Below are 17,249 nucleotides of genomic sequence, written 5' to 3'. Positions count from 1 at the left end.
ACTTTTCATGATCCTTCGCCTGTCCTCCGTGGTCACCTGCTGCGGGCTGGTCCTGCTGTTGGTCGCCTGCGCTGGTACACCGTCGCGCGCGCCGTTGGCCGTTGATCTGCCCGAGGTCTGGCGCGCTCCCTTGCCCCATGACGGATCGACAGTGGCGCTCGCCGATTGGTGGAGGGCGTTTCCCGATCCAATGCTCGTCAAGTTGATTGAGCGCGCGCAGGCCGCCAACCCGGACCTGCAAATGGCCGCCGCCAGGCATCGGCAGGCGCGCGCCTTGGTCAAGCAAGCCCGTGCCGATCTGCTGCCGCAACTCGGCGTGAGTGCCACATCGAGCCGTGGCAAGAACCTCAACAACGTTGGCGGCGTGTCCACCCAATCGGACGCGCAATTCAACGCCAGTTGGGAGATCGACCTCTTTGGCGGCCAGCGCGCAGCAGCCGACGAACAGGCGGCGCGGGCCGTCGCCGCGCAACACGATTGGCATGCCGCTCGCGTGACGCTGGCGGCCGACGTTGCAGCGGCCTACGTCAACTTGCGGCTGGCGCAGGCCCGTGAGGAAGTCGCCGAACTCGATGGGCTACTGGCGGCCCAGCTTGCGGCCTGGGGACGCCAACAACAGGCGGCCGGTCTCTTGAATGCCAGCGACGTGGCCCTGTTGCACACCGATGCTTCGCTCGCCGCCGCCCGCCGCAGCACCGAGCGCGCCGAGGCGCAGGTCGCGTTGCAGGAACTGGCCCTGTTGCTTGCGGTACAGGCGGCCCCGCTAGCGGCCGAACTGCAGGCGCCCGCCTTACCCGCTGGCTGGGCGTCGCCCCGTCGCGCATTGCCCGGCGTGCCCGCCTTTGCAGTCCACGCGTTGCCGGCGCAGTTGCTGGCGCAGCGGCCGGATGTGGCTGCGGCCCATCAACGTTGGCTGGCCGCACTGGCCCATCACCGCAGCGTGGATGCCCAGCGCTACCCGCAACTCAGTCTCGGCGCCTTGGTCGGCGAAGCGCGCCTGCGCGTGGGCGGCGAAAGTTCGGTGACTTCGCTCTGGTCGATTGGACCGAGCTTGACCTTGCCGCTGTTCGATGGCGGGGCACGCCGGGCACAAGGCCAGGCCGCGCTGGCCGCAGCCGACGAGGCCGCCGCCGCTCTACAAGCGAAGTGGCAAACCGCCGTCGCCGAGGTCGAGGAGTCGCTGGAACGCATGGTCGCCACGCGCGACCGCGGACGCGAAGCCGAATCAGTGGCGCGTGAATGGCAAGGCATCGCGCATCGCGCCGCCCTGCAGGCGCAGGCGGGCTTGCACAGCGGCCCGCAGCGCGTCGTTTCCCAACGCAATGCACTGACCGCGCACGACGACCTGCTCACCGCGCAGGCGGATCAGGCGCAGGCCTGGTTCCGCCTGTATCGCAGTCTTGGCGGTGGCTGGAGCGCCGACACAAGCCCCACCGAACAACTGGTTGCTCAACCATGAAACGTCGCCTCGTCTATCTCTTTGCCGCGGTCGTCGGTCTTTCCGTCGCCTGCGCCGCGCTACTCGTGACCACGCGCAGCGCCGCTCAATCCACCTCGTCTCCGGCCACGCCGGCGGCACTGACGGTCAAGCGCACCGTCGCCACCGCACAGCAATGGCCGCAGACGCTGAACGCCGTCGGCAGCATTGCCGCCTGGCAGGAAGTCGTGATCGGGGCCGAAATCGGAGGGCAGCGCCTGTCGCGGCTGCTGGTCGATGTCGGCGACCGGGTGAAGCAGGGGCAGCTTCTGGCACAGTTCAGCCCCGGCACGCTCGAAGCCGATCTGAACGCTAGCCGGGCGGCGCTTCAAGAGGCCGAGGTCAGTGCCGCAGAGGCACGCCGTGCAGCCGATCGCGCCCGGGCGCTGCAAGGCACCGAAGTCTTGTCGGAGCAGGCCATCGACCAAGCACTGGCGGCCGGCGACGCCGCGCAAGCGCGCCTGGCCGCAGCCCGCGCGCGCGTGCAGGCTGATTCGCTGCGCCTGGCCTATACCCAGGTGCGCGCGCCGGACGACGGCGTGATCAGCGCCCGGCCGGCGGCTGAGGGGGCGCTCATTCAAGAAGGGGCGGAAATCATGCGCCTGCAACGCCAAGGCCGGCTTGAATGGCGCGCCGAATTGCCCGGACCCGAACTCGCACGGGTAGCGCCAGGGCAGACCGCGCGCATCGCACCGAGCGGCACACAGCCCGTCGAAGGCCGCGTGCGAAAAGTCGCACCGCAGGTCGATCCGCAAAGCCGCATCGGCATCGTGTACGTGGATCTCAAGCCCTCCGCGCAGGTGCGCGCGGGCCTGTTTGCCCGAGGCGAGTTGCTGCTGGACCAGCGTGCGGTGTTGACCTTGCCCGAAAGCGCCGTCCTGCTGCGCGATGGTTTCAGCTACGTCTTCCGCATCGAAGGCGACAAGGTGCGGCAGCAGAAGGTGACGCTGGGCGTTCGCCACGGTGACCGGGTGGAGATTCGCGAAGGGCTGAGCGCCGACATGGCGGTTGTCGAGTCCGGCGTTGGGTTCCTCGCGGATGGCGTGACGGTGCGCATCGCCTCAGCCAGTCCGAATACCTCCCCTCAAACGACACGCTGAAGAGGGCGACCATGAACTTCTCCGCCTGGTCAATCCGCAACCCCGTACCGGCCATCTTGCTGTTCGTCATGCTGACGGTCGCCGGGCTGTTCGCATTCAGCACCGCCAAGGTCCAGAACTTCCCAGACGTTGACCTGCCGATGGTCACCGTCGTGGCCAGCCTGCCAGGTACTGCACCGGCCCAGATGGAAACCGAGGTGGCGCGCAAGCTGGAGAACGCGATGGCCACCATGAAGGGGCTCCGGCACCTGCACACGACGGTACAGGACGGCGTGGCCACAGTCTCGGCGGAGTTCCGCCTGGAGAAGCCGCCACAGGAAGCTCTGGACGACACCCGTGCTGCCGTGGCCAGGGTGCGGGCCGACCTGCCCGCGGCCTTGCGCGACCCCATCATCAGCAAGATCGAGTTCAAGAACGATCCGATCCTGACCTACACGGTGGCGTCGCCACGCATGGACGACGAAGCGTTGTCGTGGTTCGTGGATGACCAGATCACTCGGCGCCTGCTCGCCGTGCCCGGCGTCGGGGCCGTCACCCGCGTGGGCGGCGTGAATCGCGAAGTGCGCGTGGAGTTGGACCCGGACCGGCTGCTGGCCTTGCGTTTGAGCGCGGCCGATGTCTCGCGCCGGCTTGTCCAGGTACAACGAGAGGCGCCTGGTGGCCGTGCCAAGCTTGGCAGCGGCGAACAGACCGTGCGCACGGTCGTCGCCGTACCTTCGGCCGACGCGCTGGCGGCCATCGAGATTCCATTGCCGGATGGTCATGTCGCACGCCTGGATCAAGTGGCCTCTGTGTCCGACGCGCTGGCCGAGCGCCGCAGCGGTGCCTTCCTCAACGGCAAGCCGGTGGTCGGCTTCGAGATCCTGCGCACCACGGGCGCCGGTGACATCGAAGTTGCCGATGGCGTGCGCCAGGCGCTCGCTACCTTGAAGGCGGAACAGCCAGACATTGAACTGACCGAGGCGTTCAACGCCATCGACCCGGTTGTGGAGAACTTCGAGGGCAGCATGTCGCTGCTCATCGAGGGTGCCGTGCTCGCGGTACTCGTGGTGGGGCTGTTCCTGCGCGATGTCCGCGCAACCTTCGTCAGCGCCGTGGCACTGCCGCTGTCCATCATTCCCACCTTCCTGTTCATGCAGTGGATGGGATTCACGCTGAACATCATCACCTTGCTGTCGCTGTCGCTGGTGGTCGGCATCCTCGTGGATGACGCCATCGTGGAGATCGAGAACATCATGCGCCACCTGGCGCAAGGAAAGGAGCCGCTGGTGGCCGCCCGCGAGGCGGCCGACGAGATCGGGCTGGCGGTAATCGCCACTACCTTCACGCTGATCGCCGTCTTTCTGCCGACTGCCTTCATGAAAGGTTTGGCCGGCAAGTTCTTCGTGCAGTTCGGTTGGACAGCATCCATCGCCGTGTTCTTCTCGCTCGTCGTGGCCCGGCTGCTCACGCCCATGATGGCGGCTTACCTGTTGAAGAAGCCGACCCGGCCCCATGCCGAGCCCTTCTGGATGTCGGCTTATCTGAAGGCTGCGCGCTGGGCATTCACACACAAGGGCGCGACGCTGGCGATCATGGCGGTCTTCGGCGTCGCCAGTTGCACACCGCTGCTTACCGGGGCAATCAAGGGCGACTTCATGCCGCCGGACGATCTGAGCCAGACCCGTATCAGCGTCGAGCTGCCGCCGGGCAGCACCTTCGAGCAAACGCGCGCCATCGCCGATGAGGTACGTACCATCGTGGCCGCACATCCGCATGTGACGATGGTTTACACCGCTGTTGGCGGCGGCAGCGCTGGGGACAGTCCGGTGCGCAACGCGGCCGAGGCGCGCACGGCGAACTTGACGCTGAATCTGACACCACGCAAGGAGCGCCCAGGCCTGAGCCAGCAGCACATTGAGCGCGAGCTGCGTTCTCGCCTGCAGGACGTGGCCGGCGCACGCATCAAGGTGGCCGCGAACGAAGCCTACACGCTGGTGCTCTCCGGCGAAGACAGTGACCTGCTGGCGCAGCATGCCGCCACGGTGGAGCAGGAATTGCGTGGCCTGGCAGGGATCGGCCAGGTGACCAGTAGCTCAAGCCTTCAGCGGCCCGAGTTGATCGTGCGCCCCGACACGGCGCGCGCGGCGGACCTGGGCGTGAGCACCGAGGCCATTGCAGAGACCGTGCGTGTGGCCACCCTGGGCGACTACGACCAGTTCCTGCCGAAACTGAACCTAAGCCAGCGTCAGGTGCCGATCGTGGTGCGGCTGCCCGACGATGCGACGCGGAACCTTGATCTGCTGCGCCAACTCACGGTGCCGGGCGCCCGCGGCCCGGTGCCGCTGCGTGACGTGGCAGAGGTCGAGATCGCTAGTGGACCTGCGCAGATCAGCCGTCTTGACCGCCTGCGCAACGTGAACTTCGAGATCGAACTCAACGGCCAGGCGTTGGGTGATGTGCAGCAGCGCGCCGCGGCGCTGCCCAGCCTGTCCCGCTTGCCGCCTGGCTTGTTCAAGAACGACATCGGCGAAGCAGAAACGTCCAACGAACTCGGCCAGAGCTTCCTGCTGGCGATGGGCACGGGCGTGGCCTGCATCTACATCGTGCTGGTGCTGCTGTTCCATGCCTGGGTGCAGCCAGTGACGATTCTCGGGGCGCTGCTGTTGTCGATTCCCGGCGCGATCCTCGCGCTGTTCGTGACCGGCACCAACCTGAGCATGCCCGCCATGATCGGAATGATCATGCTAATGGGCATCGCCACCAAGAACTCCATCTTGCTGGTGGAGTACGCCATCGTGGCGCAGCGCGATCACGGCATGTCGCGGCTCGACGCGCTGCTGGACGCCTGCCACAAGCGCGCACGTCCCATCGTGATGACGACTCTGGCGATGGGCGCCGGCATGCTGCCCATCGCCCTGGGCTTCGGTGCCGACCCCAGCTTTCGCGCGCCGATGGCCATCGTCGTGATCGGCGGCCTCATCACCTCCACATTCTTGAGCCTGCTGGTGATCCCCGTTTTCTACGAAGTTGTGGATGACCTTGTTCAGCGTTTCACACCGAGACGTTGGATGGCAAGACTGGAAGGAGCTTGAAATGGAGCTTCGCCATCTTCGCTGTTTCGTTGCGGTCGCTGAAGAACTGCACTTTGCGAGAGCGGCGGAGCGGCTGCATATCGAGCAATCGCCCCTGTCAACCGCGGCAACATCAGCAAGATATTCGGCGAGCTGATCACTCTGATCGAGGCCGACAAGCGCGAAGGCGCGGCCAATGCGCTGTCGGCGCTGTTGCCGTATTCGGGCGAGTCGTTCAGCGTGCCGCGCAACGTGCACATCATCGGGACGATGAACACCGCCGATCGTTCGCTGGCGCTGCTCGACACCGCGCTGCGCCGGCGTTTCGAGTTCGTGCCGGTGCTGCCCGACCTTGCGCCGTTGCAGGACCTGCATGTGGGCGAGATCGACATCGCGCGCATGCTGGTGGCCATCAACCGCCGAATCGAAAGCCTGTACGACCGCGACCACGCCATCGGCCACGCCTTCTTCACCGGCCTGCGCGACGTGGCCGAAGGGCCGGCACGTTTCGCCGCGCTGAAGGCGGTGTTCCGCGGCCACATCCTGCCGCTGCTGGAAGAATATTTCTTCGAGGACTGGAACAAGATCCGCCTGGTGCTGGCCGACAACCAGAAGCCGGAGGGCGCGCGGTTCGTGGTGCAGGCCGATGCGGATGGCGCGCTGGAGCAGTTGTTCGGCGACGGCCACGGCCTGGACGAACATGGCGTCAACCCGCGCCATGAACTGGACATGCAGGCGTTCGAGCGGCCCGAAGCCTACGTCGGCATCTATTCGACCCTGGCGTAATGCCGATGGCGGCCGGCGTCATCACCACCCACGAGTTCGACCGGCTGGTTGCCGGGGATGCGGCGACCGCGCTTGAGGCCGGCGTACGCGTGGTGCCGGCATCGACGTACCGCTGGCTGGAGGCGCAGTGCTTCGGCGGCGATGGCAACGCGCCGTGGATACGGCCGGCGCGCTGGCGGGGGCGACCGGCGCTGCAACTGACCAGCCATGCCGGCATCGTGCAGGCCGCCGATGGCGTCCGCATCGAAGTGTTGCCCAAGGTCGGCAAGGCCATTGCCGGTGGCGAGGTGCAGACGCGGCGCCTGCTGGTGGCGATGCTGCGCTGCCTGCCGGGGTTCCGCCACGTGCGTGCCGGCAGCGCCGAGCAACTGGCGCTGCGCATGTCGCTGCCGGAGGTGTTCATCGCTGAATTCCTCGATGGCGTGCGCGGCATCGTCAAGCGCGGCCTGCGTGGTGATTACCGGCAGTGCGAAGGCAACCTGCCGGCGCTGCGCGGCAAGCTGCGGGTGGACGAACAACTGCGGCGCAACTGTCTGCGTCCGGACCGCTTCTTCACCGCGCACGATGAATTCTCCAGCGACCGTGCCGAGAATCGCCTGCTGCATGCGGCGCTGCGCCGGGTGCTGGCGCAGAGCAGTTCGCGGGAAAACCAGCGGCTGGCGCGCGAGTTGGCCTTCGTGTTCGCCGAGGTGCCGCCCTCGACGACGCCGGCTGTGGATTTCGCGCGGGTGCGCCGTGACCGTGGCATGGCGCATTACGCCGATGCGCTGGCATGGGCGCGCTTGATCCTCGATGGCTGCGCGCCGGCGCCCAGCGGCGGCGCGCATGTCGCGCCCTCGTTGCTGTTCCCGATGGAGGCATTGTTCGAAGCCTGTGTGGCCCGGCACTTGCCCCCGCAACTGCCGGCTCCGCTGCGCCTTGCCGCACAGGTGCGCAGCGAGCATCTGGTGCGGCATCTGCAAGCACGCTGGTTCCGGCTGCAACCGGATTTGCTGCTCAGGCAGGGGCCGGCGGTGCGCATGGTGCTGGATACCAAGTGGAAACTGCTCGATGCCCGCGCGGGCAGTGCAGCCCGCAACTACGGCTTGGCCGAAGCGGATTTCTACCAACTGCACGCATACGGTCATGCCTACCTGCGCGGCGTGGGCGAGATGGCGCTGGTCTATCCGATGACCGATGCCTTCGCCGCGCCGCTGGAATTCACGTTCCCGCACAGTCCCGGCCTGCGCTTGTGGGCGTTGCCGTTCTGCCTGCGCACGGCGCGGTTACATGTGCCGGATGCCTTGTTGTCGCAGTTGGCGGTGGCGTAGGGGGCAGCTTGCCGCCCTGTTTTTCGTGGGAGCGCTCTCCGCCCTGCGGCTATGCGTGGTTGTCCTGTACGGGAATGCTGTCGCGCATCGAGCGCAGTTCGCGTTCCAGCAGGGCATCCACTTCGCCCGGCTGGAATTGCATGGCGAACAACGGCACCGCGAAACGCAGTTGCTCGCCGTCGCCATGGCGCTTGAGCACGTAGGCCAGTTGCAGCCGCGACAGGGAGCGGCGCAGGGCTTCGGCCTCGATGGCGATGCCGGCATGGTCGAAACCCCGCAGCAGGCCGGGCAGGGTGAGGGCGTCGCCACGGGCGAAGTGCGCCTGCGCGGCGCGATAGACCACGATGCGGTCGATGCGGCACGCCGTTGGCTCGGGGCTGAGCCGCGCCCAGCCGGCCAGCGCGTCCAGCACGGCCTCGGATTGCATCGCCGCCTGCATCTGCCGCTGGTCGATCAGGCGCTGGCCGCGATCCATGTTTTCCAGCGCCTGCTGGCAGACGATGGCGACCAGGTTGGCGCGTTGGCCGCAGGCGGTGGCTAGCGTGGCGGGCAAGGCGCCATCGTTGAAATGGATGCCCAGCCGCGCCATCGGTTCGGTGGCCAGCGCGATGCAGGCGTCGCGTTCCAGCCCGCCGAGGTGGATGACCTCGCCGAAATTGCGGATCGGCGAGGCGTAATCGTGCATCGCCGCTTCGTAGAGATCCCAGAAGCCGGCCAGCATGAAGTGGCAGCGGCCGGATTCGCTCAGGGCGCGCAATGCGGCCAGTTGCCCGTAGCCGCTTTCGGCCTCGGCGCGCATGAACAGGTCGGTTTCGTCCACCAGCAGGAGCAGGCGGCGGCCGCCGGAACGGGCCGCCAGCGCTTCGATCAACGCATCCAGATCGGTGTCGGCGGGCAATGCCAATTCCGCCGCCAGACGTGCGCCCAGCCGGTGGTCGCGCAGCGACAGGTAGCGGCAATGCACGCGCGGGTGGCCGTCGAAGCGGCGTTCGATCGCCTTCATCAGGCTGGTCTTGCCGAGCTGGCGGCCGCCCACCAGCAGGTAGTTGCCGGGTTCGCGGTTGAGCACGCGCGCCAGCAGGGCGTCGCGGCCGAAGAACGCGGCCGGGCGGGTCACGCCGCCGCGGGTCTGGTAGGGCGAGATGCGCGTGACCTGAAGTTGCCGCGCCAGTTGCGCGACCAGTATCGGGGCGGCGGAGGGTTTCAGCAGCCATTCGGTCTGCGCGGCCTGATCCAGGCAGACGCACAGGTTGGCCGGGTCGCGGGTGAAGTCGAGCAGGGCGGCATCGGCCTCGATGGACGGGCTGACCACCAGCACCACGTCCTGCCCGCTGGGCAGGCTGCGCAGCAGGGCGACGATGCGGTCGGCGGGCAGTGCCGCATCCGGCAGGTAGAGCCACAGGCGTTCGAGGGCGACCGGCAGCGTGAGCGGCAGGCGCCAGAGGTGGACGTGGCCGGGCAGCGCCCAATCGTGCGTGGCTGTGCTCTCCGCGCCCATGCAGGCGGCAAGTCGTTTGGCGCGCGCTTCGGCATCGTCGCCGGGGTATTCCAGCGCGTCACGCCAGCGTTGCGATGGCACGCCGGCGGTTTCCAGCACGGCGCTGCGGGCGCGCAGCCAGCCAAGCTGCCGGTTCAACCGTGGCAGGGCGGTGACGGGCTGGCGGAACAGGTTGCGCGGCTCGCGGATAATCGTGGCGACGGCGGGGCGCACGAAGAACCACAGTGCGGCGATGCCCGCCATCGCCAGCAGCGCCAACACCAATATCAGCGTCAGCCATTCGATGATGCTCCACGGCGTCGAGTCGCGGCAGTCGTGGCCGAGCAGGCGCGACGGTGGGGACGGTGTGCCGGGCCGGCAACTCCAGCGCTGCGTCTGCGGGTCGAAGCGCTGCACCAGCGCGGTGCCGCGCAGCCGCGAACTGGCCGGGAAGCGTGAGGTGTAGCGGAAGCGCACTTCATGCGTGGCCGGCACGTCGATGTCCAGCAATGCTTCGGCGGGGTCATGCACGCCGGGGAGCTTTGCTTGCTGCGGCCACTGTTCGTGGATCAGCCAGTGCGAATGCAACTCTTCGCGCACCAGCATCATCTCGATGTTGGCCTGTTGCAGCAGCATCAGGGTCGGGCCATCGGTGCGAATGCGCCAGGCCACCCACGGGTTGAGCAGGGGGGCGAACAACAGGCTGCCGAAGAACCAGGTCAGGGCGGCGATCGCCAGCAGCCGCCAGCCGCGAAAGCGGGAACGCGCCGGCTTCATGGGTTGGCCGTGTCGAGGCTGGCGGCGATCATGCGCGCGGCGTCGCGGATGGCTTCGCAGCGCCATTCCAGCCATGCGCCATCGGCGTCGCGCCGCGTCGCCAGCAGGTTGGCCCAGTAGAGTTGGCGCAGCAGCGGGTCGAACAGGTAGGGGCGTGCGGGTGCAAGACGCGGGCGTTCGAGCCATTCGACGACCAGCGCACGCGCGGCCGGTTCGCGCATCAGCGGCAGCAGCGATTGCCACAGCGGCGGATGCTGGGCGAGCTGGGCCACCACGTCGGCGTCGCTGGCGTCCTCGTCCTGCGCCAACAGCGAAAGCGCTGCACTGGCCAGCAGCGGGTGGCCGCCGGAAAGCCGCAGCGCCCGCGCCGCGCCGGCAGCGTCATCGGCGAAACGGGCGTGCATGCGTTGCAGGTCGCCACAGGTCAGTTCCGGCCAGCCTTCGGTGGCGGCGATGTTGAGCAGCGACAGGTCGCCGCCCTGGTATTTGAGGTCGGCCAGCGCCGCGCCGCCGCAGATCAGCAGGTGCAACTGCCCGCTGTGCATCTCGCTGAGGCTGCGCAGGATGCCGGCCAGCACGTCGCGTTGTGCCGGCGCGCCCTGTTCGAAACGGCTGACCAGGCAGAACAGCGGCGGCGATTGCTGCAACAGCCGGCCCAGTTCGATTTCCAGCGCGTAGTCCGAGTCCACGCCGGCAAAGCCGCATTGGCGGCCCAGCGCGGCGAAATAGTCCTCGCCCTCCGCGCCGGCGCTGAAGGGTGGTTGCAGGTGCAGTACGCGCTCGGCTCCGTAGCGCGAGCGGGCCTCGGCCAGCATTGCCTCGCGTTCGGGCGGCTGCCCCCAGTGCGCCTGGGTCAACAGCAGCATCGCCGGATAGGGGCGCAGGCATTGCAGCCGGTCGAACAGCGCGGTCACCGTGGCCGGCCGCGCGGTGGCGGCGATGCCGTGCTGCGCGGGTTCGGCGGGAAACTCCGGCTCGAAGCCGGCCGCGGCGAGCAGTTCGTTGCTTTCCTGCTCGGTCAGGCGCAGGTAGTTGGCGCAGGCCAGCACTTTGTCGCGGTGCTTGCGGTTGGGCAGCGAATAGCCCTGCCGCCAGTTGTTGACGGCCTCGCGGCTGATGCCGATCTCGCTGGCCACGCCTGCCGCGCTGGCGCGGATGCGGCGCATGTGGCGGCCGAGCAGGTCGGGGAAATCCGGGACGGGCATGGCGGATGGCATCAGTGGTTGGTCCGCCACGTTAGCGGCCATGCCAGTGCTGTCAATCGCCTCCATGCCCGTGGCCGGCGCGGTGGTTACTGCGTGGCCGTTTCCTGCTGGGTCACGAACAGCTTGCGGGTGATGATCAGGTGCACGATGAAGGCCAGCACGGCCATCAGCAGCAGGCTGATGCACAGGCGGGTGAGGATGCCGCCCAGGCTCTTGTTGTTTTCCAGCAGGCTGAGCCGCTCGAACCGCGTCGGCTCGGACCTGGAATAGGCGATCTCGACCGTGGCGCCATCTTCCAGGTAGCGGTCGGCGTTGGCCTCGGACGTGGTGAAACTGCCGCGGTGGGTGACGCCGTTGGCATCGAACGCATAGTTGAAGTGGTACTGGTTGGTAACGCGGCCCTTGCGACCGCGTTTTTCCTCGATGGAATCCAGCTCGACCGGCGCGCTGACCACGGCATGATCCATGAGGATGGCGTTGGCCTTGCGGTAATTACCCAGTCCCGACAGCGAGAACACCAGCACGACCACCACGTAGGCGACCAGGCAAAGCCATTTGGAAGCGTTGGACAAGCGCCGGTGGGAGATGGGGGAAACGGGGATGCTGATCATGGCGTGGCTCTGCTTGGAATGGTTGGAGAGGAGGAGCATGCGGCAGGTGTGGCGCCTGCCGTCGTGTCCAGCCGGCCTGCATGCGTGGCACGCGATGCGGCATGGCAAGAGTGTGTGAGCGCGCGGGCGGGGATGGATTCCCGATGCGTCAAGTGCGGCAGACGATTTGCTTGACGCGATGTCAACCAGGCCATGTCCGGGATGTCCATGCAGGGGGAAATACATGGCATCCGGGATGTGCCGGCGGACGATGCGATTGCGCGCACCGGCCTGCTGCCACCCGGACGGCTATTCGTTGACCTTGGCGGTGGCGCATGGGGCCTGCGAGGCGGCCCTGCGTACCAGCACCGCCTCGCGGTGGGCGATGTAGGCGTTTGCACCGAGGATGATGGCCGCGCCGAGCACGGTCCAGCGGTCCACGGTTTCGCCGAACAGCAGCCAGCCCAGCAGCACCACCAGCGGCAGTTGGGTGAAGCTGATCGGGGTCAGCGCGGAGACTTCGCCGAGCTTGAGCGCGCGTGTCCACAGCAGTTGGCCCACGGTGCCCATCACGCCGGTGGCCAGCAGCCACAGCCAGGCGATGCCGGTGGGCCAGACCCAGACGAACAGCGCCGGCACCAGCGACAGGGGAACCCAGAAGACGTAGGTGTAGAACACCACGGTATCCGGGCCGTCGATGCGGGTGAGCTGCTTGATCTGGATCGACACCAGCGCGCTCAGCATCGCCGCGGCCACCGCGATCAACGCGCCCGCCTGGAAGCCGCTGGAGCCGGGGCGCACGATCACCAGCACGCCGATGAAGCCGGCCACGACCGCGGCCCAGCGGCGCATGCGCACGACTTCGCCCAGCCACAGCACCGCGGCGATGGTCACGAACAGCGGCGTGGAGTACGACAGCGACACCGCCTGCGACAACGGCAGATGGCCCAGCGCCCAGAAACCGCATAGCATCGAGGCCAGACCGATGCCGCTGCGCAGCAGGTAGCGCGGCAGTTGCCGGGTGCGCAGCGGGGCGTGGCCGGGACGCAGCAGGATCGGCAGCAGCACCAGCAGGCCGAAGGCATTGCGGAAGAACGCGACCTCCTGCGTGGGCACGTGGGCGGTGGCGAGGCGGATGGTGATGGCCATCAGGCCGAAGGCGGTCGCGCTGCCGAACATCAGCAGCATGGCGCGCAACGGCGTGGCGCCGGGCGTGGCGATGGCGTTCACCAGCGCGCGCCGACCAACCGTGGCTCGGGTTCGATGGGCACGCCGAATTTTTCCAGTACCGATGCGGAAATGCGCCGCGCCAATGCCAGCAGCTCTGCACCGCTGGCGTTGCCGTGGTTGACCAGCACCAGCGCATGGTTGGGCGACACGCCGGCGTCGCCGTCGCGGTGGCCCTTCCAGCCGCAGGCTTCGATCAGCCATGCGGCCGACAGCTTGCGGCAGGTGTCGTCCTCGCCAGGGAACACCGGCAGCGCGGGATGTCGCTGCAGCAGCAGGTCGGCCTGCTCGCACGGCAGTTGCGGGTTCTTGAAGAAGCTGCCGGCATTGCCCAGCACGTCCGGGTCGGGCAGCTTGCGGCGGCGGATGGCGATGACCGCATTGGCGACGTCGGCGGCCACCGGCAGTTCCACGCCCATCCGCTGCAATTCCTCGCCGATGCCGGCGTAGCCCAGGCGCAGCTCGTGCAGCAGCGGCAGCCGCAGCTGCACGGCGGTGATCAGGTAGCGGTCCGGTTCGTGCTTGAACAGGCTGTCGCGGTAGCCGAAACGGCAGGCGTCGCGCTCCAGCCGCACCCAGCCGCGCGCCTGCGTGTCCCAGGCTTCGACCAGGTGGATGAACTCGCCGACCTGCGCGCCATAGGCACCGATGTTCTGGATCGGCGCGGCGCCGACGGTGCCGGGGATCAGCGCCAGGTTCTCCAGCCCGGACAGGCCTTCGCCCAGCGACCAGGTCACCAGTTCGTGCCACGACGTACCGGCGCCGGCGCGGACGATGGCGTGGTCGGTGCGGTGTTCGAGGATGCCGATGTCGCGGTTCTCGAAGCACAGCACGCTGCCTTCCGGGTCGGCGGCGAGCAGCACGTTGCTGCCGCTGCCCAGCACCAGCAGCGGGCCGTCGCCGACGACGGCCAGTGCCTCGGGCAATGCCTCCGGGTCGGCCACGTGCAGCAGGCGCGGTGCATGGGCGACGATGTGGAAGGTGTTGAGCGCTTGCAGTGATGCGTTTTCGGCCAGCCACCAAGGCCCGGTGCTGGTCATAGCGGGGCGACGGCTCCACGCGAGGGCGCCTCGCGACGGCGGCGGATGGCTTCCACGCATTCGCCAACCAGCGCCGGGCCGCGGTAGATCAGCCCGCTGTAGCACTGCACCAGCGATGCGCCGGCGGCCATCTTGGCCACCGCGTCGGCGCCGGACTGGATGCCGCCGACGCCGACCAACGGGATGCGCTCGGGCAGGCGCGCGCGCAGCCGGCGCAGCACGAAGGTGGACTGCGGCATCAGCGGCGCGCCGGACAGGCCGCCGGCCTGCGTCGCGTGCGGGTGGCTCTCCACGCCGTCGCGGTTGATGGTGGTGTTGGTGGCGATCACGCCGTCCACGTCCAGCTCGGCGAGTACGCGCGCGGCGGCGTCGATGTCGTTTTCATTCAGGTCCGGGGCGATCTTGACCAACATCGGCACGCGCCGGCCGTGCACGCCGGCCAGCCGCTCCTGCGCCTCGCGCAGGCCGGCAACCAGCCGCCGCAGCGCCTGTTCCTCCTGCAGTTCGCGCAGGCCGGCGGTGTTGGGCGAGGAGATGTTGACGGTGATGTAGTCGGCCAGCGGGTATACCCGCTCCATGCAGTGCAGGTAGTCGGACAGCGCCTCCTCGTTGGGCGTGTCCTTGTTCTTGCCGATGTTGATGCCCAGCGGGCCCTTGCGGTGCCGGCTATGCCCGACGTTCTTCACCAGCGCATCGACGCCGGCGTTGTTGAAGCCCATGCGGTTGATGATGGCCAGGTGCTGCGGCAGCCGGAACATCCGCGGCTTCGGGTTGCCGGCCTGCGGCCGCGGGGTGATGGTGCCGATCTCGACGAAGCCGAAGCCCAGCGCGAACAGGGCGTCGATGTGCTCGCCGTTCTTGTCCAGCCCCGCGGCCAGCCCGACCGGGTTGGGGAATTCCAGCCCCAGCAGTTTGGTCGGCAGCGCCTCGACCCTGCCTGCCAGCAGCGGCGTGGTGCCGGTGCGCCAGGCCAGGTCGAGCGCGCCGAGGCCCAGGCCGTGCGCGCGCTCGGCGTCGAGGGTGAACAGGAAGGGACGGGCGAGTGGGTACATGCAGGATCAGGAATTGACTGCGGCCAACCAGGCCAGGCCGCCGAAGAACATGATGAAGGCGATGATGCCGACGATCCACAGGCCGACGTTGATCCAGCCCAGCACCAGGCCGGTGACGGCCAGGCCGTCGCCGTCGAGCTGGCCGTGACTGCGGCGGATTTCCCCGCGTGCCATGTGGCCGAAGATGATGCCGCCGAGGCTGCCCAGGAACGGCAGCAGGGTCCAGCCGAGGATGCCGGCGACCAGGGCGATGACGGCGAGGGTGCTGGTCTGGCGGGGGGCGGGGATGCTCATGGGTGGGCTCCGTTGCAGGTTATGAAGCCCCTCTCCCTGCGGGGCGAGGGGGCACGGCTTGCGCACCACTGGTGCGCGTACCCCTGAGCGCCCACGCCGCTGGCGTGGGCCGGGGCGCGGAGCGGGGGTTGGTGAGAGGGTCGGGGCGAAGCCCCCGCAGTGTTCAACTGCACGTGTGCTTCGCCCGTACCCTCATCCGGCGCTTCGCGCCACCTTCTCCCGGAGGGAGAAGGGTAAAGCAGTCACAGGTCGAACTTGATGCCCTGCGCCAGCGGCAGCGAATCGGAGTAGTTGATGGTGTTGGTCTGCCGGCGCATGTAGACCTTCCACGCATCCGAGCCGGACTCGCGGCCGCCGCCGGTGTCCTTCTCGCCGCCGAACGCGCCGCCGATCTCGGCGCCGCTGGTGCCGATGTTGACGTTGGCGATGCCGCAGTCGCTGCCGGCCGCCGACAGGAACTTCTCGGCGCGCTTCAGGTTGGTGGTGAAGATCGACGAGGACAGGCCCTGCGGCACGCCGTTCTGCATGTCGATGGCTTCGTCCAGCGTCGAATACTTCATCACGTACAGGATCGGCGCGAAGGTCTCGTGCTGGACGATTTCATCGGTGTTCTTCAGGCCGGTGACGATCGCCGGCAGCACGAAGTTGCCGGGGCGGTCGATGGCGGTGCCGCCGGTCTCGACGGTGCCGCCGGCGGCCTTGGCCTTCTCGATCGAGGCCAGGAACTGCTGCACGGCCTCCGGGCTGTTCAACGGGCCCATCAGGTTGGCCGCGTCCAGCGGGTCGCCGATCTTGCCTTCGACCTGCTTGTAGGCCTTGACCAGCGTGGCCAGCACGGCGTCATGGATGGACTCGTGCACGATCAGGCGGCGGGTGGTGGTGCAGCGCTGGCCGGCGGTGCCGACCGCGCCGAACACGATGCCCGGCACCGCCAGCTTCAGGTCGGCGGTTTCGTCGAGGATGATGGCGTTGTTGCCGCCCAGTTCCAGCAGGCAGCGGCCGAGTCGCTTGGCGACCTTCTCGTTGACGATGCGGCCGATCCGGGTGGAGCCGGTGAAGGAGATCAGCGGCACGCGCTTGTCGTCCACCAGCTTCTCCGACAGCGCGGTGCCGGCGTCGTTGACCAGGAAGAAGATGTCCGGGAAGCCGCCTTCCTTCAGCGCCTCGTTGCAGATCTTCATCGTCGCGATGGCGGTCAACGGGGTCTTGTTGGACGGCTTCCAGATGCACACGTCGCCGCAGATGGCGGCAAGAAATGCATTCCACGCCCACACCGCGACCGGGAAGTTGAACGCGGAGATGATGCCGACCAGGCCCAGCGGGTGGTACTGCTCGTACATGCGGTGGCCCGGGCGCTCGGAGTGCATGGTGTAGCCGTACAGCATGCGGCTCTGGCCCAGCGCGAAGTCGGCGATGTCGATCATCTCCTGCACTTCGCCGTCGCCTTCCGGCTTGGACTTGCCCATTTCCAGCGCGACCAGCGAACCCAGCGCGTCCTTGTGCCGGCGCAGCGCCTCGCCGCACAGGCGCACGGCCTCGCCGCGGCGCGGGGCCGGGGTGGTGCGCCACGCCTTGTAGGCTTCCTGCGCGCGGGCGACGACGGTTTCGTAGTCGGCCTCGGTGGTGGCCTGCACCTGCGCGATCACCTCGCCGGTGGTCGGGTTGCGCGGCGACAGCACGCCGGCGCCGGTGGTGGTGGACCATTCCCCGTTACCCAGGTAGGTGCCAGCGTTGGAAGCGTCGAGGCCGAGCGCCTTGAGCAGTTCGAAGGACATGAAAACTCCTGATTGCCTTGCGTTGTAGGGCGCAGCCGCTGGCGAAGGTGGGGTGCGGCATGCAGAACCACGATTTTAGCAGAGCC

General features: G+C 68.0%; 13 protein-coding genes and 1 pseudogene. 6 read left to right on the top strand and 8 right to left on the bottom strand.

Annotated elements, in window-relative coordinates; genetic code table 11:
- Positions 1–7: 7 nt before the first annotated feature.
- From MIC98_RS11390 to MIC98_RS11360, 6 genes and pseudogenes are all read left to right on the top strand, one after another.
- Positions 8–1,459: an efflux transporter outer membrane subunit gene (locus MIC98_RS11390; protein WP_239737251.1), complete on the top strand. Its 1,452-nt coding sequence runs from the start codon at positions 8–10 to the stop codon at positions 1,457–1,459.
- Positions 1,456–2,577, top strand: coding sequence for an efflux RND transporter periplasmic adaptor subunit (locus MIC98_RS11385; protein ID WP_239737250.1), 1,122 nt, complete (start codon positions 1,456–1,458; stop codon positions 2,575–2,577). The genes MIC98_RS11390 and MIC98_RS11385 overlap by 4 nt, the downstream gene beginning before the upstream one ends.
- Before the next feature lie 11 nt (positions 2,578–2,588).
- Positions 2,589–5,651 carry an efflux RND transporter permease subunit gene (locus MIC98_RS11380; RefSeq protein ID WP_239737249.1) on the top strand — a complete coding sequence of 1,021 codons (3,063 nt, stop codon included), beginning with the start codon at positions 2,589–2,591 and terminating at the stop codon, positions 5,649–5,651.
- Between the two features lies 1 nt (position 5,652).
- Positions 5,653–5,751, top strand: a pseudogene (locus tag MIC98_RS11375) (LysR family transcriptional regulator); the annotation flags it as partial.
- A gap of 149 nt (positions 5,752–5,900) precedes the next feature.
- Positions 5,901–6,416 (top strand): hypothetical protein, encoded by a 516-nt coding sequence (locus MIC98_RS11365; RefSeq protein ID WP_239737248.1) that lies wholly within the window; start codon positions 5,901–5,903, stop codon positions 6,414–6,416.
- A 5-nt stretch (positions 6,417–6,421) separates the two neighbouring features.
- The gene (locus MIC98_RS11360) at positions 6,422–7,726 is read left to right on the top strand and encodes an McrC family protein (RefSeq protein ID WP_239737247.1); all 1,305 of its coding nucleotides are present in this window, start codon (positions 6,422–6,424) and stop codon (positions 7,724–7,726) included.
- Positions 7,727–7,775: 49 nt separating this feature from the next.
- Here the strand turns inward: MIC98_RS11360 and MIC98_RS11355 are convergent, their stop codons facing one another.
- The 8 genes from MIC98_RS11355 to MIC98_RS11320 form a co-directional block, all read right to left on the bottom strand.
- A complete protein-coding gene (locus tag MIC98_RS11355; RefSeq protein WP_239737246.1) occupies positions 7,776–9,980 on the bottom strand; it encodes a hypothetical protein in 2,205 nt (734 codons plus the stop codon).
- A complete protein-coding gene (locus tag MIC98_RS11350) occupies positions 9,977–11,197 on the bottom strand; it encodes a hypothetical protein (protein WP_239737245.1) in 1,221 nt (406 codons plus the stop codon). The genes MIC98_RS11355 and MIC98_RS11350 overlap by 4 nt, the downstream gene beginning before the upstream one ends.
- A gap of 74 nt (positions 11,198–11,271) precedes the next feature.
- Entirely contained in the window at positions 11,272–11,796 is a 525-nt protein-coding gene (locus tag MIC98_RS11345; protein WP_239737244.1) for a DUF3592 domain-containing protein, read from the bottom strand.
- 288 nt (positions 11,797–12,084) lie between these two features.
- Positions 12,085–12,963 carry a DMT family transporter gene (locus MIC98_RS11340; protein WP_239738153.1) on the bottom strand — a complete coding sequence of 293 codons (879 nt, stop codon included), beginning with the start codon at positions 12,961–12,963 and terminating at the stop codon, positions 12,085–12,087.
- 38 nt (positions 12,964–13,001) lie between these two features.
- On the bottom strand, positions 13,002–14,042 hold the full coding sequence (gene murB / locus MIC98_RS11335) for a UDP-N-acetylmuramate dehydrogenase (RefSeq protein ID WP_239737243.1): 1,041 nt from the start codon (positions 14,040–14,042) through the stop codon (positions 13,002–13,004).
- On the bottom strand, positions 14,039–15,094 hold the full coding sequence (locus tag MIC98_RS11330) for a quinone-dependent dihydroorotate dehydrogenase (protein ID WP_239737242.1): 1,056 nt from the start codon (positions 15,092–15,094) through the stop codon (positions 14,039–14,041). The genes murB and MIC98_RS11330 overlap by 4 nt, the downstream gene beginning before the upstream one ends.
- Before the next feature lie 6 nt (positions 15,095–15,100).
- A complete protein-coding gene (locus tag MIC98_RS11325; RefSeq protein ID WP_057640567.1) occupies positions 15,101–15,388 on the bottom strand; it encodes a DUF4190 domain-containing protein in 288 nt (95 codons plus the stop codon).
- A 242-nt stretch (positions 15,389–15,630) separates the two neighbouring features.
- A complete protein-coding gene (locus tag MIC98_RS11320) occupies positions 15,631–17,163 on the bottom strand; it encodes an aldehyde dehydrogenase family protein (RefSeq protein WP_239737241.1) in 1,533 nt (510 codons plus the stop codon).
- Between the last annotated feature and the right edge of the window lie 86 nt (positions 17,164–17,249).

The organism is Stenotrophomonas sp. NLF4-10, assembly GCF_022359915.1.
Classification (GTDB): domain Bacteria; phylum Pseudomonadota; class Gammaproteobacteria; order Xanthomonadales; family Xanthomonadaceae; genus Stenotrophomonas; species Stenotrophomonas daejeonensis.
The sequence above is the reverse complement of the archived record's forward strand: the minus strand, read 5'-3'. Positions and strand labels throughout refer to the sequence as shown.

Excerpts from the sequence above, each read along its gene's own strand:
- MIC98_RS11390 (WP_239737251.1), top strand. The coding sequence starts at position 8 with ATGATCCTTCGCCTGTCCTCCGTGGTCACCTGCTGCGGGCTGGTCCTG.
- MIC98_RS11385 (WP_239737250.1), top strand. The coding sequence starts at position 1,456 with ATGAAACGTCGCCTCGTCTATCTCTTTGCCGCGGTCGTCGGTCTTTCC.
- MIC98_RS11380 (WP_239737249.1), top strand. The coding sequence starts at position 2,589 with ATGAACTTCTCCGCCTGGTCAATCCGCAACCCCGTACCGGCCATCTTG.
- MIC98_RS11365 (WP_239737248.1), top strand. The coding sequence starts at position 5,901 with ATGAACACCGCCGATCGTTCGCTGGCGCTGCTCGACACCGCGCTGCGC.
- MIC98_RS11360 (WP_239737247.1), top strand. The coding sequence starts at position 6,422 with ATGGCGGCCGGCGTCATCACCACCCACGAGTTCGACCGGCTGGTTGCC.
- MIC98_RS11355 (WP_239737246.1), bottom strand. The coding sequence starts at position 9,980 with ATGAAGCCGGCGCGTTCCCGCTTTCGCGGCTGGCGGCTGCTGGCGATC.
- MIC98_RS11350 (WP_239737245.1), bottom strand. The coding sequence starts at position 11,197 with ATGCCATCCGCCATGCCCGTCCCGGATTTCCCCGACCTGCTCGGCCGC.
- MIC98_RS11345 (WP_239737244.1), bottom strand. The coding sequence starts at position 11,796 with ATGATCAGCATCCCCGTTTCCCCCATCTCCCACCGGCGCTTGTCCAAC.
- MIC98_RS11340 (WP_239738153.1), bottom strand. The coding sequence starts at position 12,963 with ATGCTGCTGATGTTCGGCAGCGCGACCGCCTTCGGCCTGATGGCCATC.
- murB (WP_239737243.1), bottom strand. The coding sequence starts at position 14,042 with ATGACCAGCACCGGGCCTTGGTGGCTGGCCGAAAACGCATCACTGCAA.
- MIC98_RS11330 (WP_239737242.1), bottom strand. The coding sequence starts at position 15,094 with ATGTACCCACTCGCCCGTCCCTTCCTGTTCACCCTCGACGCCGAGCGC.
- MIC98_RS11325 (WP_057640567.1), bottom strand. The coding sequence starts at position 15,388 with ATGAGCATCCCCGCCCCCCGCCAGACCAGCACCCTCGCCGTCATCGCC.
- MIC98_RS11320 (WP_239737241.1), bottom strand. The coding sequence starts at position 17,163 with ATGTCCTTCGAACTGCTCAAGGCGCTCGGCCTCGACGCTTCCAACGCT.